Genomic DNA, 23310 nt, shown 5'->3' with positions numbered 1-23310 from the left:
TTCACCCCTTATTGCGCCTGCCAGAGAATGACAGCCGCCGTTACCAACAAGTTGACCAGCGTTAACGGCAGGCATACCTTCCAGCCAAAGGACATTACCTGGTCATAGCGCGGACGCGGTAATGATGCGCGGATCAAAATGAACATCATCATGAAGAACGCGGTTTTCAGCGCGAACCAGATGAAAGGAGGTAACCACGGGCCATTCCAGCCGCCGAAGAACAGCGTGACGATCAGCGCTGAAACGGTGACGATACCGATGTATTCACCGACGAAGAACAGACCGAACTTCATGCCGGAATATTCAATGTGGTAACCATCGGCCAGCTCCTGCTCCGCTTCCGGCTGGTCGAACGGGTGACGGTGACACACCGCCACGCCGGCGATGGCGAACGTCACGAAGCCGAAGAACTGCGGAATAACGTTCCACAGATGCGCCTGGTTGTTGACGATATCGGTCATGTTGAATGACCCCGCCTGCGCCACCACGCCCATCAGGGAGAGGCCGAGGAACACTTCGTAGCTCAGGGTCTGCGCGGAAGCACGCATCGCCCCCAGCAGGGAGTATTTGTTGTTGCTCGACCAACCGGCGAACAGCACCGCGTATACCGCCAGGCCTGCCATCATCAGGAAGAACAGGATCCCGATGTTCAGATCGGCCACCACCCACGTCGGGCTGACCGGCACAATGGCGAAGGCCAGCAGCAGCGAAGTAAAGGCGATCACCGGCGCCAGAGTAAAGATCACGCGATCCGAGAAGCGCGGAACCCAGTCCTCTTTAAAGAACATTTTGATCATGTCGGCGACCAGCTGCAGCGAACCGCCCCAGCCCACCCGGTTTGGCCCGTAGCGGTTCTGGAACAGACCGAGCAGACGACGCTCGCCGAAGCTCATGAACGCGCCGCAGGTGACCACCACCAGCAGAATGACCACGGCCTTCAGGATGCTTAACAGAATGTCGATAAGATCCGGCGTTAACCAGCTCATGCTTTCGCCTCCTGCAGTGAATCAATACGCGATCCGGTCAGTACCGGCGCAATGCCCGGCATGCCCATCGGTAAGCCAACCTGTCCTGCGGTCAGACCTTCAGAGATAACCAGCGGCAGACGCAGGGTCTGGCCTTCCACGCTAAAGGAGAGCATCGCCCCGGCGTTGACGCCAAGCTTCGCGGCATCCGCCGGGTTCAGCTTGATGTACGGCTCAGGCATCCGGCTCTGGAACACCGGCGCGCGCTGCGACAGCTCATCGCTGCCAAACAGGTGGTAGTACGGCGCGATACGCCATTTCCCGTCTTCCGCCTGGAAGCTGGCCGGCACCGCCGTGAAGTATTCCAGCCCGCTGGCGGACGCTTCAAACAGACGGACGCCCGGATCGCCGTGGCGCAGTTTCCCGCCCACTTCATCCTGGAACTTGTTCCATGCCTGCGGGGAGTTCCAGCCCGGCGCCCAGGCGAACGGGATCTGCGAACGCGGGGCGGACGGCTGGTTGTTCCCTTCCATGGAGAAGGCGAACATGGTGTCTTTATCCTGCGGCTGACGCGGTTCGTGGACGCTGATGTTGGCGCGCATCGCCGTGCGGCCGCTGTAGCGGTGCGGTTCACGCGCCAGCTTCTGCCCGCGAATGCGGAAGGTCGCATCCGGCGCGGCGTCTTTAATGCCCGCCAGCTGCGGCAGGGCGGCAATCGCGGCATCGATGACGTGGTCCAGCTGCGTCCAGTCAACCTGACGGTTGTTAACGGTGCTGTGCAGGGAATGCAGCCAGCGCCAGCTTTCCAGCATGACGGTTTTCGCGTCGTAGTAGGCCGGGTCGTAGACCTGGAAGAAGCGCTGAGCGCGGCCTTCGTTGTTGACCACGGTACCGTCGCTTTCCGCAAAGCTTGCCGCGGAGAGCACCAGGTGCGCTTTGTCCATAATCGCCGTGCGCTGATGGTCAACCACCATCACCAGCGGCGCTTTGGAGAGCGCTGCGTCGACGCGGGCGGCGGAAGCATGACGGTGAAGGTCGTTTTCCAGCACGATAACCGCGTCTGCGGCGCCGCTTTCCAGTTCGTCCAGCGCCTCTTCAAGCGAGCCGCCGCCGATCATACCCAGACCGACGCTGTTCACCGCGCGGGCAACCATCGTCACGCCGACGTCGGCGCCGCGGCCTTTCAGGGCTTTCGCCACGTTAGCGGCGGCCTGGATGATCTCCATGCTGCCGGCGTTGGTTCCGGAAATAATCAGTGGTTTTTTCGCCCCGGCCAGCGCCTGGACGATGACATCGACTTTCCCCTGCAGTTCGCGGCTCAGGCCGTCAACCGCCGGCGCGCTATCGTCCAGCGCATGGGCGATGGCGAAGCCGAGACGCGCCTGATCTTCCACCGGCGCGCGGTAGGTCCACGCGGCGATGTCATCCAGGCGGGTGTCATCGATGTTGGTGACGAATAGCGGGTGTTTGGCGCGCTGGCCGATGTTGAGGATCGCGGCGATCTGCCAGTCGGCCACTTTCTGCGCCGCCGCCATTTCGCGTGCTTTCCCTTTCACCGCCTGACGCACCGCCAGCGCGACGCGCGCGCCGGTCTGGGTAATGTCTTCGCCCAGCACCAGTACCGCGTCGTAGGATTCGATATCGCGCAGGCTTGGGGTGTGGATCCCACCTTCGCGCAGCACTTTCAGCATCATCTGCAGGCGCGCTTGTTCGCCTTTGGCGATGCCGGTATAGAAGTTGTCGGCGCCCACCAGTTCGCGCAGCGCGAAGTTGCTTTCAATGCTGGCGCGCGGGGAGCCGATGCCGATCACTTTCTTCGACTGGCGCAGAATATCCGCCGCGCCCTGCATCGCCTGCTCGGCGTTGAGGGTAATCAGATCGTCGCCGCGGCGCTGAACCGGCTGACGCGGACGGTCTTTCAGGTTCACGTAGCCATAGCCGAAACGACCGCGGTCGCAGAGGAAGTAGCGGTTAACGGTCCCGTTATAACGGTTTTCGATACGACGCAGTTCGCCATAGCGTTCGCCCGGACTGATGTTACAGCCGATGGAACACTGCTGGCAGATGCTCGGCGCAAACTGCATGTCCCATTTACGGTTATAGCGCTCGGAGTGGGTTTTATCGGTGAAGACGCCGGTCGGGCAGACTTCCACCAGGTTGCCGGAGAATTCACTCTCCAGGGTGCCATCTTCCGGGCGGCCGAAGTAGACGTTGTCGTGGGCGCCATAGACGCCCAGATCGGTGCCGTCGGCATAATCTTTGTAGTAGCGCACGCAGCGGTAGCAGGCGATGCAGCGGTTCATTTCGTGAGAAATAAACGGCCCCAGATCCTGATTGCGGTGGGTACGCTTGGTAAAACGATAGCGGCGGAAGCTATGGCCGGTCATCACCGTCATATCCTGCAGGTGGCAGTTGCCGCCCTCTTCGCAGACCGGGCAGTCGTGCGGGTGGTTGGTCATCAGCCACTCCACCACGCTTTCGCGGAACTGCTTCGCTTCGCCATCGTCGATAGAAATAAAGGTGCCGTCGGATGCCGGAGTCATACAGGACATCACCAGGCGACCACGCGTGTCTTCCGCGTTCTGATATTGCTTCACCGCACACTGGCGGCAAGCACCGACGCTCCCTAGCGCCGGGTGCCAGCAAAAGTAGGGAATATCAAGCCCAAGAGAGAGACAAGCCTCCAGCAGGTTGTCCGCTCCGTTGACCTCGTATTCTTTGCCGTCTACATGAATCGTAGCCATTAGCGTGCTTCCAAAAATAAAAAAACCTTTAGATTACCAGCGCGTCTTAAGCAGGTTCGGCTGAATCCCGTTGATTGCATGGGTATTGCTGAACTGCTGCTTAATGCCAGCCTCGAATTCTTCGCGGAAATATTTAATCGCGCTCTGCAGCGGCTCAACCGCGCCCGGCGCGTGCGCGCAGAAGGTTTTACCCGGGCCCAGGAATCGACACAGTTGCTCAAGGGTTTCGATATCGCCAGGCTGGCCTTCGCCGCGCTCCAGGGCGCGCAGGATCTTCACGCTCCACGGCAGCCCATCGCGGCACGGCGTACACCAGCCGCAGGACTCGCGGGCGAAGAACTCTTCGAGGTTGCGCACCAGCGAGACCATGTTGATCTCGTGGTCAACGGCCATCGCCAGCGAGGTGCCCAGACGGCTGCCCGCTTTACCAATGCTTTCGAACTCCATCGGCAGATCGAGGTGCGCTTCGGTGAGGAAGTCGGTCCCTGCCCCACCCGGCTGCCAGGCTTTAAACTTCAGGCCATCGCGCATGCCGCCGGCGTAATCTTCCAGGATCTCGCGGGCAGTGGTGCCGAACGGCAGCTCCCAGACGCCCGGGTTCTTTACGCGGCCGGAGAAGCCCATCAGCTTGGTGCCGGCATCTTTACTGGTGGAGATGTTCTGGTACCACTCAACGCCGTTGGCCAAAATCGCCGGCACGTTGCACAGGGTTTCCACGTTGTTGACGCAGGTCGGCTTACCCCACACGCCGGAGCTCGCCGGGAACGGCGGCTTGGAGCGCGGGTTAGCGCGGCGACCTTCCAGGGAGTTAATCAGCGCCGTCTCTTCGCCGCAGATATAGCGCCCTGCCCCGGTGTGGACAAACAGCTCGAAGTCAAAACCGGTGCCGAAGATGTTTTTCCCCAGCAGGCCCGCCTCGGTGGCTTCGGCAATCGCGCGGCGCAGATGCTGGGCCGCTTCGATATACTCTCCGCGCAGGAAGATGTAGCCGCGGTAGGCCTTCAGCGCAAACGCGGAGATCAGCATGCCTTCCACCAGCAGGTGCGGCAGTTGCTCCATCAGCAGGCGGTCTTTATAGGTGCCCGGCTCCATTTCATCGGCGTTACACAGCAGGTAACGGATATTCATGGACTCGTCTTTCGGCATCAGACTCCACTTCAGACCGGTGGAGAAGCCCGCGCCGCCGCGCCCTTTCAGGCCAGCGTCTTTTACCGCCGTGACGATCTCGTCCGGCGCCATGCCGGTCAGCGCTTTTCGCGCCCCTTCATAGCCATTTTTGCTGCGATACTCGTCCAGCCAGACCGGCTGCTTGTCGTCGCGCAGGCGCCAGGTGAGCGGATGCGTTTCCGCAGTACGAATTACGGTTTTCATTTGTACTGCTCCAGCAGGTCAGGAATTGCCTCCGGCGTCAGATGGCTGTGAGTGTCCTCATCAATCATCATGGTCGGTCCCTTGTCGCAGTTGCCCAGGCAGCAGGTCGGCAGCAGGGTAAAGCGGCCATCAAAGGTGGTCTGCCCTGGCTTGATGTTCAGCTTCTTCTCGATGGCGGCCTGAATTCCCTGATAGCCGGTAATGTGGCACACCACGCTGTCGCAGTAGCGGATCACGTGACGGCCAACCGGCTGGCGGAAAATCTGGCTGTAGAACGTCGCCACGCCTTCGACGTCGCTGGCCGGGATGCCCAGCACATCGGCAATGGCGTAGATCGCGCCATCCGGCACCCAGCCGCGCTGTTTCTGAACGATTTTCAGCGCTTCGATGGACGCCGCACGCGGGTCTTCGTAGTGGTGCTTCTCGTGCTCAATAGCCTCACGCTCTGCCGCACTCAGCTCAAAAGCCTCGGTTTGTGGTTGTTGATTCTCGTGCATAATTAGCGGTCCACGTCTGACATAACAAAATCGATACTACCCAGATAGACGATCAGGTCGGATACCAGGCTGCCGCGGATCGCCGACGGGATCTGCTGCAGGTGCGCAAAGCTCGGCGTGCGGACGCGGGTACGGTAGCTCATGGTGCTGCCGTCGCTGGTCAGGTAGTAACTGTTAATCCCCTTGGTCGCCTCAATCATCTGGAAGGATTCGTTGGCCGGCATGACCGGGCCCCACGATACCTGCAGGAAGTGGGTGATCAGGGTTTCGATATGCTGCAGCGTGCGCTCTTTCGGCGGCGGCGTGGTCAGCGGGTGATCCGCTTTGAACGGCCCTTCCGGCATATTGTCGAGGCACTGCTGAAGAATGCGCAGGCTCTGGCGCAGCTCTTCGACTTTCAGCATCACGCGGGTGTAGCAGTCAGAGACGCCGCCCCCGGTCGGGACTTCGAAGTCGAAGTTTTCATAGCCAGAATAAGGACGCCATTTACGCACGTCGAAGCCGATACCGGTGGCGCGCAGGCCTGCGCCAGTGGTGCCCCACTCCAGCGCCTCTTTAGCGGTATAGGCTGCCACGCCGACGGAACGGCCCTTCAGAATGGTGTTGCGCAGGGCGGCTTTTTCATAGGAGTCCAGACGCTTCGGCATCCACTCGAGGAACTCACGCAGCAGACGATCCCAGCCGCGCGGCAGATCGTGCGCGACGCCGCCGATGCGGAACCACGCCGGGTGCATACGGAAACCGGTGATCGCTTCCACCAGATCGTAGATTTTCTGCCGATCGGTAAAGGCGAAGAAGACCGGGGTCATCGCGCCGACGTCCTGAATAAAGGTAGAGATATACAGCAGGTGGCTGTTGATGCGGAACAGTTCGGAGAGCATTACGCGGATCACGTTGACGCGATCCGGCACGGTGATCCCGGCCAGTTTTTCCACAGCCAGCACGTACGGCATCTCGTTGACGCAACCGCCAAGGTATTCGATACGGTCGGTGTACGGGATGTAGCTGTGCCAGGACTGGCGCTCGCCCATCTTCTCGGCGCCGCGGTGGTGGTAACCGATGTCCGGCACGCAGTCGACGATCTCTTCGCCATCCAGCTGCAGAATAATGCGGAACGCACCGTGCGCGGAGGGGTGGTTCGGACCGAGGTTGAGGAACATGAAGTCCTCGTTGTCGGTGCCGCGCTTCATGCCCCACTCTTCCGGTTTGAAAGTCAGCGCTTCCATCTCCAGATCCTGTTTGGCTTTGGTCAGCTCAAACGGATCGAATTCGGTGGCGCGCGCCGGGTAGTCTTTACGCAGCGGGTGGCCTTCCCAGGTCGGCGGCATCATGATGCGACGCAGGTTCGGGTGGCCATCGAAGGTAATACCAAACATTTCCCAGGTTTCACGCTCATACCAGTTGGCGTTGGGGAACAGTTTGGTGAAGGTCGGCAGATGCAGATCGTTTTCAGACAGCGCCACCTTGAGCATGATGTCGCGGTTGCGGTCGATGGAAATCAGGTGATAGAAAACGGAAAAATCCGCGGCGGGCAGGCCATCGCGGTGCGTGCGCAGACGTTCGTCCATGCCGTGCAGGTCAAACAGCATCACGTAAGGCTTCGGCAATTTCTTCAGGAAATCACCCACCTCAAGCAGCTGCTCGCGCTTGACCCATACCACCGGTACGCCGGTACGGGTTGGCTGAACGGTAAAGGCATCCGGCCCAAAGCGGTTGCGCAGTTCGCCGATCACCGGGTCATCAAGGTGATCGCGGGTTTGCCAGGCTGGTGCGGCGTCATGCGCGGTTAAATCGGTCATATTGTTCACCATTGCAAAAGGTCCGTGGTGACTGCCGGGCGAGACTTCGCGCTGTTGTAGATTGATTTGCGAAGTGGTTCTCCCGCCCGCAGGCGCAAATTAAATCTCGTCCGGCGTCCGCAGATTGGTCACTGCAATACGTTCGCCGCGTTTACGCTCGCGTTCCGACTGCATATTGGCGCGATAGACGCCCTGATCGCCAACCACCCATGAGAGCGGACGACGTTCTTTACCAATGGACTCCTGCAGCAGCATCAGCGCCTGCATATAGGCCTCCGGACGCGGCGGACAGCCCGGGATGTACACATCGACCGGAATGAATTTATCCACGCCCTGGACGACGGAATAGATGTCGTACATGCCGCCGGAGTTCGCGCAGGCGCCCATGGAGATCACCCACTTCGGCTCCAGCATCTGATCATAGAGACGCTGAATAACCGGCGCCATTTTGGTGAAGCAGGTTCCGGCGACCACCATCAGGTCCGCCTGACGCGGAGAGGCGCGCAGAACTTCGGCCCCAAAGCGCGCAACGTCATGCACCGCAGTGAATGACGTCACCATTTCCACATAACAGCAAGAAAGGCCGAAGTTATACGGCCAAATTGAGTTCTTACGGCCCCAGTTCACCATGTCATGCAGCGCGTGTTCGAGTTTCCCCATATACACGCTTTTGTTGACTTCCTGCTCCAGGGGGTCGGTAACGATCTCCTGTTTCTGCAGGGGGTAACGGTCGTTCTCACCGTTAGGATCTATGCGGGTGAGCGTATAATCCATCTTATTGCCTCGCTTTTACTGCATATGACGGTTAGTGGGACTGTCTGTTTCCGGGTTAACCAGCGTGCGACGGGAACGCGCAGGCGTCCAGTCCAGTGCGCCGATGCGAACGAGATAAACCAGACCAGCCAGTAGCACTAAAATGAAAATTGCGGCTTCCACAAAGCCGACCCAGCCGCTCTCGCGGATGGAGGTCGACCATGCGTAGAGATACAGGGCTTCCACGTCGAAGATCACGAAGAACATGGCAACCAGATAAAACTTCGCAGAAAGACGTAAGCGGGCCGAACCAACGGAGTCGATCCCCGATTCAAACGGCGTGTTTTTGCTACGCGCGCGCGCGCGACCGCCAAGGTACCAGCCGCCGACGAGCATCAGGCAGCACAGACCGATAGCGATGATGAGAAATATAGCGAATGCCCAGTGATGAGCGATGACTTCAGTGGATGTTGACATACGCATTGCTTAACCAAAAAAGTGTAGCGCCAAAACCCTCTGCTCTTACTGGCAGATGAACGCCACAGCGTTTCACGGGAGGAATAAAAAATAACCGTGCAAAAAAGCGTCCCTGGAAGATGTGAGAAGCCCAGATGCCGTGGCTTTTTACCCCTTTCTTTAACCTTTTGTCAACTTTAACAAAAGTTTTCATAACATTAATTTACATTGGAATCTTTTCATTAACATTAAATGCCCTTTTATGCGAAATAACCTTGCATACTGTTCGGTTTTAGTGTTGTTGAATCGTGTCCGTTTCCGTCGTAAATCAAAAATCCCTGCTATTTTGACAGGATTTAGCCTCGATTCCTCCCCCCAAAGAGGGGTATTTTCTTGATCTGCGACACGGTTTTGTTAATTACCCCAGGAAATCGGCAACAATCCATCCGGTTTTTTAACATTAGCAGGAAGTGTTGAAAGTGCAGGAAAAAGTCGGCAAGGTGAGCGTCCGGTCACGCCAATATGCTGATTTTTCTGCAAAGAAATAAAAAAAAGATTCAAAACATCAATAAGAGTGCAAAAAAAAGAGCCACCAGACGAGAAACCCACCCCTGAGGCTCTTTTTGGACACTTACATTCTGTTACCAGTTTTTGTGATCTTTGTTAGCAAAATAACCTCACAAAATGAAGGTGCTTCCTCCCTCTTCCGGAGTAAGTGCCGGCCCCGCGCGCCAGGGATCGCTCTCCTGGCTCAGAGACTGAAAAATCGCCTGCGGTAGTTCGCTCACCGTCTGCGGATTGCAGCTGACGACGTACCGGGTATCCGGCAGGACCGGCAGGCCATCGCTAATGCCGGCCACGCGCAAATCCGGGCTCATCATTTCGACCGGACGCGCGGTGACCCCCAGCCCGGCTTTCACTGCCGCTTTCACCCCGGAGAGCGACGAGGCGCCGTGGGCCAGATGCCAGGAGACGCGGGCAGCCTCCAGCGCGGCGATGATGTCCTCACGGAACGGGCCAGGCTCTTCGAGCAGGATCAGGGGGATCGACTCCCCTTTCGCCAGCACGTAGTCCGCCGCACAGTACCAGAGGGTAGGCGACGTTCTCAGCGTAAAAGCGGTAAAACCGGGAAGCTGATGGGTGGTTAATGCCAGATCGACCTCTCCCCCGCTCAGCATCGCCATGATGACGGCGTGGGGATGGACTTTAATCTCCAGCGTCATTCTGGGATAGAAGCAGCCGATGCGGTTTAACAGAAACGGCAGGATAGTATCAGCGGTTTCTTCCGACGCGCCGATAGTCAGTCCCCCCTGCAGACTGCCATACATCAGCGACATGCAGGCTTCATCGTTAAAGCGCAGGATTTTGCGGGCATAGCCCAGCAGCTGGATGCCCTGCTCGGTCAGCAGTTTATTGCGTCCGTGACGAGCGAAAAGCTCCTTGCCAACCAGCTGCTCCAGGCGTTGCATTTGCTGGCTGACCGCGGACTGGGTACGGCACACTGCGGCGGCGGCGGCGGCGAAGGTGTTCAAATCAGCGACGGCTACAAAGGTGCGCAGCAGATCGAGATCGAGGTTGAGTATCGGACGTGTTGTATTAATCATCTTTCTTCACTTACAGGTGGCTAACGCTGACCTGCCTTGTTGATGCTTTACGCCAGGTTTCCGGCTATTCCCTGAGCCTTGTGCTCACCGTCAGATGGCGGATAAACAACTGGACGAACGTTATTACATGCCAAAGTACTCATCTGAGCAAATGCGCAGAACACCGGAGTAATATATTGTTCGTATTCCTCATTATTATTAATTACCACGGCCAGCAAGGCGTCATACGTCGCCCCGGGAAATCGCACAGTGGTGGTGAGAAAGCCTCTCTTTCGCCGGACGTCTTTTTTGGCGAAAAACGAACAATAAAATTCTGTAATAACAATATATTAGATACCAATTCAGCCGTAAATCATACCGACTAGAACTGATATTAACGGCGATATTCTAACCGATTCCCATCCTTTTTATAAGCCTTAATAAGGATTAACTGAGTTAATTTTAAATTTTTTTCAACATTTAATATAAATTAACAAACCTCAGATTATTACCTGTCAAAAATAATAATAATGCGCTTGCGCACAGTTTTTTATTAAAATTACTTAACATCAAGATTACAAATCAACCGCTATTACATTAAGGATAGCGTTTTTTTGCGGCCATCCATTCTTCAGCCCCTCCGTTTACCCGACAAACAAACCAGATAAATGATGGTAAAAAAGGCACTACCTCAACATAGACGACCGAAAAAATGCCATGAAAAGGCATAAACCACAGGAAAAATCAGCAAGCAGCAGATAAATCAATTACGCTTAAAATCCTGCGTTAACAAAATCTTCTCCTGCAAAGCCTTCAAAACAGCGGGGAGGCGGAGTACATTGTTCCGTGCTGACTTCCACGGCAGGGAGTGGCGATAACAGCTAAAAGGTCAAGATTCATGTCCCCCATCGAAAAATCCAGCAAGTTAGAGAACGTCTGTTATGACATCCGCGGCCCGGTTCTGAAAGAAGCGAAACGTCTTGAAGAAGAAGGCAATAAGGTTCTGAAACTGAACATCGGCAACCCGGCGCCCTTCGGCTTCGAAGCCCCTGACGAGATCCTCGTCGACGTCATCCGCAATCTGCCTACCGCCCAGGGTTACTGCGATTCGAAAGGATTGTACTCGGCGCGTAAAGCCATCATGCAGCATTACCAGGCGCGGGGAATGCGCGATGTCACCGTGGAAGATATTTACATCGGCAACGGCGTGTCCGAACTGATTGTCCAGGCGATGCAGGCGCTGTTAAACAGCGGCGATGAGATGCTGGTTCCCGCCCCGGACTACCCGCTGTGGACGGCGGCGGTGTCCCTTTCCAGCGGTAAAGCGGTGCACTATCTGTGTGACGAATCCTCTGACTGGTTCCCGGATCTTGACGATATCCGCGCTAAAATTACGCCTCGCACCCGCGGGATCGTGATCATCAACCCCAACAACCCCACCGGCGCGGTCTATTCCAAAGAGCTGCTGCAGGAGATCGTGGAGATCGCCCGCCAGCACAACCTGATTATTTTCGCCGATGAGATCTACGACAAGATCCTCTACGACGAAGCCCAGCATCACTCGATCGCCGCTCTGGCGCCCGATCTGCTGACGGTGACCTTCAACGGACTGTCGAAAACTTACCGCGTCGCCGGCTTCCGTCAGGGCTGGATGGTGCTGAATGGCCCGAAAAAACATGCGAAAGGCTATATCGAAGGACTGGAAATGCTGGCGTCGATGCGTCTGTGCGCCAACGTGCCGGCCCAGCATGCTATCCAGACGGCGCTGGGCGGCTACCAGAGTATCAGCGAATTCATCATTCCCGGCGGGCGTCTGTATGAACAGCGCAACCGCGCCTGGGAGTTGATCAACGATATTCCGGGCGTCTCCTGCATGAAGCCAAAAGGCGCGCTGTACATGTTCCCGAAAATCGACGCCAAACGCTTCAATATTCACGATGACCAGAAAATGGTGCTCGATTTCCTGCTGCAGGAGAAAGTGCTGCTGGTGCAGGGTACTGCCTTTAACTGGCCGTGGCCGGATCACGTACGCATTGTGACCCTGCCTCGCGAAGACGACCTGGAGATGGCGATCTCCCGCTTCGGCCGCTTCCTCTCCGGCTACCATCAGCTGTAATCGTGCCGCCGCCGGCATTTGCATCCGGCGGCGATCCCTGCGCACAATGGAACCCGATGTTGTCACTGATTAAGGGTTCCTATGAGTCAGAGTCATTTCTTTGCCCACCTCTCCCGTCTGAAACTGATTAACCGCTGGCCGCTGATGCGCAACGTGCGCACTGAAAATGTCTCCGAGCACAGCCTGCAGGTGGCGATGGTCGCCCACGCGCTGGCGGCGATCAAAAACCGCAAATTCGGCGGCCAGGTCAACGCCGAGCGTATCGCCTTGTTAGCGATGTACCATGACGCCTCGGAAGTCTTAACTGGCGATCTCCCTACTCCGGTGAAATATTTCAATTCGCAGATTGCCCAGGAATATAAGGCGATTGAGAAAATCGCCCAGCAGAAGCTGGTGGATATGGTGCCTGACGAGCTGCGCGATATTTTCGAACCGCTGATTGACGAGCATCACTACAGTGAGGAAGAGCAGTCGATCGTCAAACAGGCTGACGCCCTCTGCGCCTACCTGAAATGCCTCGAAGAGCTGTCGGCGGGCAACAACGAATTTCTGCTGGCCAAAGGCCGTCTGGAAAAAACGCTGGCGTCGCGGCGCAGCGCGGAGATGGATTACTTTATGCAGGTGTTTGTCCCGAGCTTCCAGCTGTCGCTGGATGAAATCAGCCAGGATTCGCCGCTGTAATTTTTCAGGCCGGGCCGCGGTCGCCCCCTACCCGGCCTGCATACCTTAAAACGGGAAGAGCACCGGGATCAGCAGGACGCAGACCACCATTACCAGCACGGTAAAGGGCACGCCAATCTTTACAAAGTCGCTGAAGGAATACTTACCCGGGCCAAGCACCAGGGTGTTGACCGGCGAGGAGACCGGGGTCATAAACGCCGCCGAAGCCGCCATCGCCACCACCATGGCAAAGGGATAGGGCGACACGCCCATCGACTTCGCCGCCGCTAAGGCAATAGGCGCCATCAGCACAGCGGTGGCCGTGTTAGAGATAAACAGGCCTATCGCCGCGCACATCACAAACAGGCAGCCGAGCATCAGATAAGGCCCCTCGCCTCCGGCAACGTCCATCAGTCCCTTGACCACCAGATCCACCCCACCGGTTTTCTGCAAGGCCAGGGCAAACGGCATCATCCCGACAATCAGAATAATGCTCGGCCAGTGGATCGCCTTGTAGGCGCTTTCGGCGTTGATGCAGCGGAATTTGCCCATCAGCAGACAGGCGATGATCGCGGCGATAGGGTTGGGGATTTCATCCGTCAGCATCAGGGCCACCATCAGCACCAGACAGAAAATCGCGTGCGGAGCCTGGCTGTGGGCCGGCGAAGCGTCATCGACCTCAACCGGCATATTGAGCACCACGAAATCCCGACCGCGCTTCGCCAGCAGGGCAATTTGCCGCCAGTTGCCGACCACCAGCAGGATATCGCCGAGCTGCAGCGGCTCATCGACCACGGAACCATCCATCGCTTTGCCATCGCGCTTCATGCCGACGATATTGAGACCAAACCGGGTGCGGAAGGCTATCTCACGCACCGTTTTGCCTATCATCTCTGAATCCGGGATCAGCGCCACCTCCGCCATCCCCACATCCAGCGCCTGATCGGCAAAATACTCGCCGCGCAGCACCATCGGCTCGAGCATTTGCTCGCCGCAGAACTGGCGCAGGTCGACATCGGAGGCGGACATATCGATCAGCAGGACGTCGCGGGCGCGAAATTCCGATACCCCGTTGACGTTAACAATCACTCGACGGAACCGCCGCCAGCGCTCAACGCCGATGACGTTGGCACAGTAGCGCTCACGCAGCTTTAAATCATCCAGCCGCTGACCGATCATCGGCGAACCGGGTCGGATCGCCAGCCGGCGGGCGCGGCCGGTGAGGTGATATTCGCGAATCAAATCGCGGAAGGTGCTTCTTTTTCGTCCATCGCGCGCGGATTCGCCATTATCCGTCTTCAGCATAAAGCGCACCGCCAGCATATAGACGATGCCCAGGATCAGCACCACCAGGCCAATCGGCGTGACGCTGAAAAAACTGAAGCCGTGCAGCCCTTCGCGCAGCAGTTCGCTGTTGACCACCAGGTTGGGCGGCGTCGCCACCAGGGTCATCATCCCGCTGATAAGCCCGGCGAAGCTCAGCGGCATCATCAGCCGCGAGGGGGAGGTATTCATCCGCGCCGAGACGCTAAGGACCACCGGAATGAAAATGGCGACCACGCCGGTGGAGCTCATAAACGCGCCCAGCCCGGCGACGGTGAGCATCAGGTAGATCAGCATTTTGGTTTCGCTGTTGCCTGCTACGCTCACCAGCCAGGCGCCCATCTTGGTGGCTACCCCGGTACGCACGAGGCCGTCGCCGATAATAAACAGGGCGGCAATCAGGATCACGTTAGGATCGCTGAACCCGGAAAAAGCTTCGGTCAGCGTCAGCGTGCCGCTGAGGACAAAGGCGACAATGACCATCAGGGCGATAGCATCCATGCGCACCTTGCCGGTAGCAAACAGCACAACCGCGATGGCCAGGAGGGATAAAACCCAAATCAATTCACCGTTCACAACGTTTCCTTGTCACAAGTGGGAGTCGACATAGTGGCATAAAAAAGCCCCGACGACGCGGGGCGAAATCATGGGTTTACGCTTTAAGACGCACATTCACCACGCCGTCGGCCTGGCGTTCAACCAGCAGATCTTCCAGGCTGCTCAGCACAAGGTCGGCTTCATCCAGACGGGGGGCATCGGCAGGCACCTTGACCGCGATGGTGCGACAGCCTGCCGTCAGCCCGGAGAGCAGCCCCGCCGGCGCATCTTCCACCACCGCGCACTCCCCGGCAGGCAGCCCCAACCGCTCGGCGCCCAGCAGATAGGCGTCCGGCGCCGGCTTGCCGTGCTTCACTTGCTCTGCGGTGACAAACACCTCCGGCATCGGCAGGCCCGCCGCGCGGTGACGCGCGTGCGCAACCGGAATCGAGCCGGAGGTGACAATCGCCCACGGGATCCCAGCCTCATTGAGCGAATTCAGCAGGGCTAACACCCCCGGCAGGGCAACGATGCCTTCGATATCAGTGGCTTCCATCTGCTCGAGATAACGGAATTCGGCCTGGATATCCTCCTCGCTGCGACCCGGCATAAAATGGCGAATGGAGGTAATGGCCTGTTTGCCGTGAATAAAACTGAGAATTTCATCATGGTCGATGGCGAAACGATCCCCCCACTTGCACCATGAACGCTCCACCACCGGCAAGGAATCCACCAGCGTCCCGTCTAAATCGAACAGGAAACCTTTACACTGCACGGGCACCTCCCTCAGGCATTGATGATTTGGTTAATTTCGTTACTGCTCAGATGATACTGGCGCGGGCAGGCGTGCCAGACGCTCAGCATCCGCTGATATTTCTCCCACATCGGGGTCTGCGAGTTAAAGCCATGGGTGCCGGCGTCAAAGTGGCTGTAACGGCCTTCAACATTGACCATAAAGCGCACGTAGCCGAGAAAACGCGCTTCGGTGGCGGCATCAAAGCCGAGGAAGGTAACCCGACGCTCGTCGATACCCTCCGCGTCTTTCAGGTTGGTCCAGGAGACGTGTAGCGCGTGGTACATCTCCATGATGTCGATAACGGTACGGCAGGTTTCTTCCGTCAACTGGCCGAACTCGCGGTCCAGTTCACGCATCTGCAGCCCATACCCACGCTCAATGATGGTTTGCAGACGACGGTAGCGCTCCGCATTGTCCGGGTCTAGCATCGTCATCATTTTGTACTGATTGGATAAAATCAGACGCTGCGCATTGGTCATTTCCATGTTGTGACTCCTGTAGCACGGTAGGGCGTGAAATAAAGAAGGCGCATAAATCATGCGCCTTCTTTTATATGCGTTTTCCGTAGTGAATTACAAATCATCAAGGAAAGTTTTATCGAGTTGTTTGAAGGCGCGCTTAAGCGTGTCAGCCAGCGCCTGATAATCGGGCTTGCCTTCGACAGGCGCCAGCGCCTGCCCCGCCTCCTGCAGTTTGCCGCGTACTTCGTAGAACCAGTTAAGAATGGAAGGCGGCAGCGGCGTCACTGAACGTTTACCCAACCACCATAACCCCTGCATCGGCAGGCTCAATGCAAACAGCGCGGTGGCCACGGCGGGACCCAGCTGGCCGCCCAGCGCTATCTGCCAGCAGAGGGTGAAAATGGCGATCGGCGGCATGATGCGGATGGCGTAGCGGGTGGCACGAATGATGCGGTTTTCGATAAATACCGGCGCGAGGCGCTTGTCGAGAGGCCAGGTCTTGGCGTAGTGCTGCCCGCGGTTGAACAAGCTAAAGAAGCTAACGGGGCGTTTCTCAGGGGTCGACATGGCTTTACCTCAACTTTACATATAAAACTTAAAAAATTCGTGCAAAACACCAACTATGCATGACATCGTTCAAAAGATTTTGGCAAAGGATGCCGCAATCAGGTATCCTGTGCCCGCCTGAAAGGGCGGATAGACTCTTTTGCCAGGCTAGTCAAATTATCGCATATTCTGCCATTGGCTGAAAATCATGCAAAATGGCATAAAATCAAATGTACTTATCTCATCGTGCCTGAAAACAGAACAAGGCATGATGTTAATCATAAATGTCGAGGTCATCCTGCGCTACGCTAATGACACACTGACGTTTTTTTAGCCACGTATCATAAAAAGGTACTTCCATGTCGAGTAAGTTAGTACTGGTTCTGAACTGCGGTAGCTCCTCTCTGAAATTTGCTATCCTTGACGCCGTGAACGGCGACGAATACCTGTCCGGTTTAGCGGAATGCTTCCACCTGCCGGAAGCCCGTATCAAATGGAAAATTGACGGCGGCAAACAAGAAGCCGAATTAGGCGCGGGCGCCGCGCACAGCGAAGCACTGAACTTTATCGTTAACACTATTCTGGCACAAAAACCAGAACTGTCTGCTCAGCTGACCGCAATCGGCCACCGTATCGTCCACGGCGGCGAAAAATACACCAGCTCCGTAGTCATCGACGAGTCCGTGATTCAGGGCATTAAAGACGCCGCGTCCTTCGCCCCGCTGCACAACCCGGCACACCTGATCGGCATCGCTGAAGCGCTGAAATCCTTCCCGCACCTGAAAGACAAAAACGTGGCAGTATTCGATACGGCGTTCCACCAGACCATGCCGGAAGAATCCTATCTCTACGCCCTGCCGTACAGCCTGTACAAAGAGCACGGCGTTCGTCGTTACGGCGCGCACGGCACCAGCCACTTCTACGTGACTCAGGAAGCCGCTAAGATCCTGAACAAGCCGGTTGAAGAGCTGAACATCATCACCTGCCACCTCGGCAACGGTGGTTCGGTTTCCGCTATTCGTAACGGCAAGTGCGTTGACACCTCCATGGGTCTGACCCCGCTGGAAGGCCTGGTGATGGGTACCCGCTCCGGCGATATCGATCCGGCCATCATCTTCCATCTGCACGACACCCTGGGCATGAGCGTTGACGCCATCAACAAAATGCTGACCAAAGAGTCCGGCCTGCTGGGCCTGACCGAAGTCACCAGCGACTGCCGCTACGTGGAAGACAACTACCAGGAAAAAGCCGACGCTAAACGCGCGATGGACGTCTACTGCCACCGCCTGGCGAAATACATCGGCTCCTACACCGCGCTGATGGACGGCCGTCTCGACGCCGTGATCTTCACCGGTGGCATCGGTGAAAACGCCGCGATGGTGCGTGAGCTGTCGCTGGGCAAACTGGGCGTACTGGGCTTTGAAGTTGACCATGAGCGTAACCTGGCTGCCCGCTTCGGCAAGTCTGGCTTCATCAACAAAGAAGGCACCCGTCCTGCCGTGGTTATCCCGACCAACGAAGAGCTGGTCATCGCGCAAGACGCCAGCCGTCTGACCGCATAATTCCACACCGCCAGCCCTGACCCGCAATACTTCGAGCTGCAGGAAGGCGGCGACACAGCAGATCCCCGGCGCGTACAGCGCGTACGCGACCGGGGTGAGCAAGTAGAGCCAACGCACGTGCAACGTGGAGTATGACAGGTCGCTGGTGGTGCTGTTTTGTATCCCGCCTGATACTGGCGGTAACGAAAGAGGATATACCGTGTCCCGTACTATCATGTTAATTCCTACCGGTACCAGCGTAGGCCTGACCAGCGTCAGCCTCGGTGTGATCCGCGCTATGGAACGCAAAGGCGTTCGTCTGAGCGTCTTTAAACCTATCGCCCAGCCGCGCTCCGGCGGCGATGCCCCGGACCAGACCACCACCATCGTTCGCGCCAGCTCCTCCACCACCACCGCTGCTGAACCGCTGAAGATGAACCACGTTGAGTCTCTGCTCTCCAGCAATCAGAAAGATGTGCTGATGGAAGAGATCATCGCCAACTACCACGCGAACACTCAGGACGCGGAAGTGGTACTGGTGGAAGGCCTGGTGCCGACCCGTAAGCATCAGTTCGCCCAGGCGCTGAACTTTGAAATCGCCAAAACCCTGAACGCGGAAATCGTCTTCGTGATGTCGCAGGGCACCGATACGCCAGAACAGCTGAACGAGCGTATTGAACTGACCCGCAACAGCTTTGGCGGCGCGAAAAACACCAGCATCACCGGCGTTATCATCAACAAACTGAATGCGCCGGTCGACGAGCAGGGCCGTACCCGCCCTGACCTGTCAGAAATCTTCGACGACTCATCCAAAGCGAAAGTTGTGAAGATCGACCCGGCTCAGCTGCAAAACGGCAGCGCGCTGCCGGTGCTGGGCGCCGTACCGTGGAGCTTCGATCTGATCGCCACCCGCGCGATCGACATGGCCCATCACCTGAATGCGACCATCATCAATGAAGGCGACATCAACACCCGCCGCGTCAAATCCGTGACCTTCTGCGCGCGCAGCATCCCGCACATGCTGGAGCACTTCCGCGCGGGCTCGCTGCTGGTGACCTCCGCAGATCGTCCTGACGTGCTGGTTGCCGCCTGCCTGGCTGCGATGAACGGCGTGGAAATCGGCGCCATCCTGCTGACCGGCGGCTATGAAATGGACGCGCGCATCAGCAAGCTGTGCGAACGCGCCTTCGCCACCGGCCTGCCGGTATTCATGGTCAACACCAACACCTGGCAGACCTCCCTGAGCCTGCAGAGCTTCAACCTCGAAGTACCGGTTGACGATCACGAGCGCATTGAGAAAGTTCAGGAATACGTCGCCAACTACATCAACGCCGACTGGATCGAATCGCTGACCGCGACCTCCGAGCGCAGCCGTCGTCTCTCCCCGCCAGCCTTCCGCTACCAGCTGACCGAGCTGGCGCGCAAAGCCGGCAAACGCGTGGTTCTGCCGGAAGGCGACGAGCCGCGTACCGTGAAAGCCGCCGCTATCTGCGCCGAACGCGGGATCGCCACCTGTGTGCTGCTGGGTAACCCGGATGAGATCAACCGCGTTGCGGCAGCGCAGGGCGTTGAGCTGGGCGCCGGTATCGAAATCGTCGACCCGGAAGTGGTACGCGAAAGCTACGTGGCTCGCCTGGTCGAACTGCGTAAGAGCAAGGGCATGACCGAAGCGGTCGCCCGCGAGCAGCTGGAAGATAACGTGGTTCTCGGCACCCTGATGCTGGAACAAGACGAAGTCGACGGCCTGGTGTCCGGCGCGGTACACACCACCGCCAACACCATTCGTCCGCCGCTGCAGCTGATCAAAACCGCACCGGGCAGCTCGCTGGTCTCTTCGGTGTTCTTCATGCTGCTGCCGGAACAGGTTTACGTTTACGGCGACTGCGCGATCAACCCGGATCCGACCGCAGAGCAGCTGGCGGAAATCGCGATTCAGTCCGCTGACTCCGCGATTGCCTTCGGCATCGAACCGCGCGTGGCGATGCTCTCCTACTCCACCGGTACTTCCGGCGCGGGTAGCGATGTAGAAAAAGTCCGCGAAGCGACCCGCCTGGCGCAGGAAAAACGTCCTGATCTGATGATCGACGGCCCGCTGCAGTATGACGCCGCGGTGATGGCTGACGTCGCGAAATCCAAAGCGCCGAACTCGCCGGTAGCTGGCCGCGCGACCGTGTTCATCTTCCCGGATCTGAACACCGGTAACACCACTTACAAAGCGGTACAACGCTCTGCCGACCTGATCTCCATCGGGCCGATGCTGCAGGGTATGCGCAAGCCGGTCAACGATCTGTCTCGTGGCGCGCTGGTAGACGATATCGTCTACACCATCGCACTGACCGCGATCCAGTCAGCTCAGCAGCAGAAGTAATCGCTCGCTGAGAGAAAAGCAAAAGGCAGCCAGATGGCTGCCTTTTTTTGTCAGGAGGCGAACAGCGTTTGCTGCCACGCGTTCGCGCGATTATTCGCGCTCGCTCTCTTCCGCGTCATCATACTCGTTACCGGCGTTGCGGGTCATCCACAGCGCCAGCGCTTTCAGGGAGTCGGGCGTGAACTCATCGCAGCGGGCGGTGATCTCTTCCGGCGTTAACCAGCACACCTCGCTTACCTCTTCTTCCTGCAGGGCAAACGGCCCGTGGGAAACGCAGCTGAACAGGCTTCCCCAGACGCGGCAGAATTTATCTTCGTAGTAGAACTGGCCGTGATCGGCGAACGGCACCCCGGCGATGCCTAACTCCTCTTCCGCCTCGCGGCGGGCCGACTCCAGCAATTGCTCATCAGCCTGCACGACGCCGCCGGCGGTGGCATCCAGCATGCCCGGATGAAAGTCTTTTGTCTCGGTGCGTCGCTGCACCAGAATTTTCCCCATTCCGTCGTGAACGACGATATAGGTCGCCCGGTGGCGCAGGCACTGCGCGCGCATCTGCTCGCGGCTGGACTGTGCTATCACCTCATTGTTTTCATTAACAATATCGACCCATTCTGTGCTTGCCAAATGATTCTGTTCCGCCATCAGGAAACCTTACTTTAAAAGCGCTCTTGCGGCGCGTCTTTATGATTGAGGGCTAAATTACGGGTAAATTGCGACCTCTGCAATAACCTGATTATCATTGAGTGCTAAAACCTGCAGACGCCCCTCATCCAGTAGCCCATAGCTGGCGGAATATCCCCCTTTCGGGATACTCACTGAGCCTGGATTAAACAGAGAGATCGCCCCGCGTTTTTCAGCAACCGGAATATGAGTATGGCCATACGCCAGGACATCGCCAGCGGCAAGTGGCGGCAAATTGTCCGGGCTATACAGATGACCGTGGGTCAGAAACAGGCGATAGCCTTCGCCAAGCACCTGCTGCCAGGGCGCGGTCATGGGAAAACGAAGCAGCATTTGATCCACTTCGCTGTCGCAGTTACCGCGGACGGCAATGATGCGCTCCGCCACGCTGTTCAGCCGCTCGGCCACCTCCGCCGGCGCATAGCCTTCCGGCAACGCGTTGCGCGGTCCGTGATTAAGCACATCGCCGAGGATGATCAGCCACCTGGCGCCACTTTGCGCGAAACGTTCAAGCACGCGTTCCGTGGCGGGCAGCGAACCATGAATATCGGAGGCAAACATCAGCTTCATAGGTTCCATCTCCACTGGTTACGATGCCTCTATGATAGCGGAAGCGCAGCGGGTTATCAGCCTCCGCGTTTGGCGGAAAGCGCCACGTAACGCTGGATTGAGGCCCGCTGCCACTGGAACGCCGCATAATCCGCCAGCGCCTCCGGCACCTCATCGCCATTGAGAACCAGACGATTGAGCATCAGCGCCAGGTCGGCGTCGGCTATAGACCATTCGCCGAATAAATTTTGCCCGCCGTGGGCCAGCAGTGTGGTCGCGGTGGCAAACAGTTTTTCCGCCGACCGCTTGCCTGCCTCGCTGAGCGCCGGCATTTTCACTCCGCCAAACACCACGGCGGTGGATCGCTCTTCACGAATGGGCACCAGATCGCTGCGCAGCCAGGCCTGGATCTGCCGGGCGCGGGCCCGCTTTTGCAGATCGTGTGGATAAAGGCGCTCCCACTCAGGCGGCGCGAAACGTTCATCCAGATATTCGGTAATCGCCGAAGACTCGCTCAGCGCGAAATCGTCAACCTCAAGCAGCGGTACGCGACGGGTGGCGGCATAGCCCGTCCAGCCGGCCTGCAGATGTTCGCCGCGGTTCAGGTCGATGGTTTTAAGGCTAAAAGGCAGGCTCTTTTCCTGCAGCGCGACATAGACAGACATCACGTACGGTGAGAAAAAATCGGCATCGGACCACAGGGTAATCACAGGCTGGCTCATAGCTTCCTCAGGGTTGGTAGACAGGGCAATAAACCAACATAGCCTGTCTTACAGGCGATGTCACTGCTCGCCCGCTGCGCGGCTGGCGACAGACCGACGCGCCGCTCGCGGATTTTCTCCCGGGTCGCGCAGCTTCACCTATACTCGATCAGTTTGCGACCCACGACGGCGGGAAATATTATGATCGATCTCTACTATGCGCCCACCCCAAACGGCCACAAAATCACCCTCTTTCTCGAAGAGGCGCAGCTGGCCTATCGGCTAATCCGGGTCGATATCGGTAAAGGGGAGCAGTTTCATCCGCAGTTTCTGGCGATTTCGCCGAATAACAAAATTCCGGCTATCGTCGACCACATGCCTGCTGACGGCGGCGCGCCGTTGAGCGTCTTTGAGTCCGGCGCCATTCTGCTCTATCTGGCGGAAAAAAGCGGCAAGCTGCTGAGCGGGGAGCTGCGGGCGCGCTATACCACCCTGCAGTGGCTGTTCTGGCAGGTCGGCGGCCTGGGACCGATGCTGGGGCAAAATCAGCATTTTTCCCACTCAGCGCCGCAAACCGTGCCCTACGCGATTGAGCGTTTTCAGGTGGAAACCCAGCGACTCTACGGGGTACTGAATCACCGCCTGGGATCCAGCCCGTGGCTGGGCGGGGACCACTACAGCATCGCCGACATCGCCGCCTGGCCCTGGGTGAACTGCCATGTCCGCCAGCGGATCGATCTGGCGAACTATCCGGCGGTGCATAACTGGTATGAGCGCATTAAGCAGCGGCCGGCGACAGTGGAAGCGATGCTAAAAATTCAGTCTTATTAACCCCCTGCTCGCCCGTCGCGCTTTGTTGTATG

At 57.8% G+C, this 23310-nt stretch carries 20 protein-coding genes; 5 read left to right on the top strand and 15 right to left on the bottom strand.

Annotated elements, in window-relative coordinates; all coding sequences use genetic code 11:
- Window positions 1–8 precede the first annotated feature (8 nt).
- The 8 genes from nuoH to ABLV04_RS00390 all read right to left on the bottom strand — a co-directional run bounded on the left by nuoH (window position 9) and on the right by ABLV04_RS00390 (window position 10189).
- The gene (gene nuoH, locus ABLV04_RS00425; protein WP_023290510.1) at window positions 9–986 is read right to left on the bottom strand and encodes an NADH-quinone oxidoreductase subunit NuoH; all 978 of its coding nucleotides are present in this window, start codon (window positions 984–986) and stop codon (window positions 9–11) included.
- The gene (nuoG, locus tag ABLV04_RS00420) at window positions 983–3709 is read right to left on the bottom strand and encodes an NADH-quinone oxidoreductase subunit NuoG (RefSeq protein ID WP_044524268.1); all 2727 of its coding nucleotides are present in this window, start codon (window positions 3707–3709) and stop codon (window positions 983–985) included. The genes nuoH and nuoG overlap by 4 nt, the downstream gene beginning before the upstream one ends.
- A 33-nt stretch (window positions 3710–3742) precedes the next feature.
- A complete protein-coding gene (gene nuoF / locus ABLV04_RS00415) occupies window positions 3743–5080 on the bottom strand; it encodes an NADH-quinone oxidoreductase subunit NuoF (RefSeq protein WP_104466564.1) in 1338 nt (445 codons plus the stop codon).
- Complete coding sequence (nuoE, locus tag ABLV04_RS00410) at window positions 5077–5577, bottom strand: NADH-quinone oxidoreductase subunit NuoE (protein ID WP_002913160.1); 501 nt, start codon at window positions 5575–5577, stop codon at window positions 5077–5079. The genes nuoF and nuoE overlap by 4 nt, the downstream gene beginning before the upstream one ends.
- A gap of 2 nt (window positions 5578–5579) precedes the next feature.
- The gene (gene nuoC / locus ABLV04_RS00405; protein ID WP_004201746.1) at window positions 5580–7388 is read right to left on the bottom strand and encodes an NADH-quinone oxidoreductase subunit C/D; all 1809 of its coding nucleotides are present in this window, start codon (window positions 7386–7388) and stop codon (window positions 5580–5582) included.
- Window positions 7389–7475: 87 nt separating this feature from the next.
- Window positions 7476–8150 carry an NADH-quinone oxidoreductase subunit NuoB gene (gene nuoB, locus ABLV04_RS00400; RefSeq protein ID WP_002913178.1) on the bottom strand — a complete coding sequence of 225 codons (675 nt, stop codon included), beginning with the start codon at window positions 8148–8150 and terminating at the stop codon, window positions 7476–7478.
- A 15-nt stretch (window positions 8151–8165) separates the two neighbouring features.
- Window positions 8166–8612 (bottom strand): NADH-quinone oxidoreductase subunit NuoA, encoded by a 447-nt coding sequence (gene nuoA, locus ABLV04_RS00395; RefSeq protein WP_002913181.1) that lies wholly within the window; start codon window positions 8610–8612, stop codon window positions 8166–8168.
- 650 nt (window positions 8613–9262) lie between these two features.
- Window positions 9263–10189: a LysR family transcriptional regulator gene (locus tag ABLV04_RS00390; RefSeq protein WP_032453594.1), complete on the bottom strand. Its 927-nt coding sequence runs from the start codon at window positions 10187–10189 to the stop codon at window positions 9263–9265.
- Between the two features lie 877 nt (window positions 10190–11066).
- Here ABLV04_RS00390 and alaA point away from each other — a divergent pair.
- Both alaA and yfbR read left to right on the top strand, forming a co-directional pair.
- Window positions 11067–12284 carry an alanine transaminase AlaA gene (gene alaA / locus ABLV04_RS00385; protein ID WP_004201748.1) on the top strand — a complete coding sequence of 406 codons (1218 nt, stop codon included), beginning with the start codon at window positions 11067–11069 and terminating at the stop codon, window positions 12282–12284.
- An 81-nt stretch (window positions 12285–12365) separates the two neighbouring features.
- Entirely contained in the window at window positions 12366–12965 is a 600-nt protein-coding gene (gene yfbR, locus ABLV04_RS00380; RefSeq protein ID WP_002913188.1) for a 5'-deoxynucleotidase, read from the top strand.
- A gap of 45 nt (window positions 12966–13010) precedes the next feature.
- On the opposite strand, the gene ABLV04_RS00375 is transcribed toward yfbR, so the two are convergent.
- From ABLV04_RS00375 to yfbV, 4 genes are all read right to left on the bottom strand, one after another.
- Complete coding sequence (locus ABLV04_RS00375; RefSeq protein WP_044524269.1) at window positions 13011–14843, bottom strand: SLC13 family permease; 1833 nt, start codon at window positions 14841–14843, stop codon at window positions 13011–13013.
- Window positions 14844–14919: 76 nt separating this feature from the next.
- Complete coding sequence (locus tag ABLV04_RS00370; protein WP_180265815.1) at window positions 14920–15579, bottom strand: sugar phosphatase; 660 nt, start codon at window positions 15577–15579, stop codon at window positions 14920–14922.
- An 11-nt stretch (window positions 15580–15590) separates the two neighbouring features.
- On the bottom strand, window positions 15591–16085 hold the full coding sequence (locus ABLV04_RS00365; RefSeq protein ID WP_023290515.1) for a YfbU family protein: 495 nt from the start codon (window positions 16083–16085) through the stop codon (window positions 15591–15593).
- An 87-nt stretch (window positions 16086–16172) separates the two neighbouring features.
- The gene (gene yfbV / locus ABLV04_RS00360; protein ID WP_002913194.1) at window positions 16173–16628 is read right to left on the bottom strand and encodes a terminus macrodomain insulation protein YfbV; all 456 of its coding nucleotides are present in this window, start codon (window positions 16626–16628) and stop codon (window positions 16173–16175) included.
- A gap of 338 nt (window positions 16629–16966) precedes the next feature.
- Between yfbV and ackA the strand changes: the two genes are divergently transcribed.
- The gene (gene ackA / locus ABLV04_RS00355) at window positions 16967–18169 is read left to right on the top strand and encodes an acetate kinase (RefSeq protein WP_008803940.1); all 1203 of its coding nucleotides are present in this window, start codon (window positions 16967–16969) and stop codon (window positions 18167–18169) included.
- Between the two features lie 199 nt (window positions 18170–18368).
- Window positions 18369–20516 carry a phosphate acetyltransferase gene (pta, locus tag ABLV04_RS00350; RefSeq protein ID WP_032453599.1) on the top strand — a complete coding sequence of 716 codons (2148 nt, stop codon included), beginning with the start codon at window positions 18369–18371 and terminating at the stop codon, window positions 20514–20516.
- Between the two features lie 90 nt (window positions 20517–20606).
- On the opposite strand, the gene yfcD is transcribed toward pta, so the two are convergent.
- The 3 genes from yfcD to yfcF are packed head-to-tail and all read right to left on the bottom strand — an operon-like array spanning window position 20607 to window position 22468.
- Window positions 20607–21158 carry an NUDIX hydrolase YfcD gene (yfcD, locus tag ABLV04_RS00345; protein ID WP_002913197.1) on the bottom strand — a complete coding sequence of 184 codons (552 nt, stop codon included), beginning with the start codon at window positions 21156–21158 and terminating at the stop codon, window positions 20607–20609.
- A gap of 57 nt (window positions 21159–21215) precedes the next feature.
- On the bottom strand, window positions 21216–21767 hold the full coding sequence (gene yfcE / locus ABLV04_RS00340; RefSeq protein ID WP_023290517.1) for a phosphodiesterase: 552 nt from the start codon (window positions 21765–21767) through the stop codon (window positions 21216–21218).
- A gap of 56 nt (window positions 21768–21823) precedes the next feature.
- Window positions 21824–22468, bottom strand: coding sequence for a glutathione transferase (gene yfcF / locus ABLV04_RS00335; protein WP_032453600.1), 645 nt, complete (start codon window positions 22466–22468; stop codon window positions 21824–21826).
- Window positions 22469–22648: 180 nt separating this feature from the next.
- On the opposite strand from yfcF, the gene yfcG reads away from it, so the two are divergent.
- Window positions 22649–23278: a GSH-dependent disulfide bond oxidoreductase gene (yfcG, locus tag ABLV04_RS00330; protein WP_023290519.1), complete on the top strand. Its 630-nt coding sequence runs from the start codon at window positions 22649–22651 to the stop codon at window positions 23276–23278.
- Window positions 23279–23310 lie beyond the last annotated feature (32 nt).

The sequence above is a fragment of the Klebsiella sp. JN_Kp127 genome, from assembly GCF_040062505.1.
Lineage (GTDB): Bacteria > Pseudomonadota > Gammaproteobacteria > Enterobacterales > Enterobacteriaceae > Klebsiella > Klebsiella quasipneumoniae.
The sequence above is the reverse complement of the archived record's forward strand: the minus strand, read 5'-3'. Positions and strand labels throughout refer to the sequence as shown.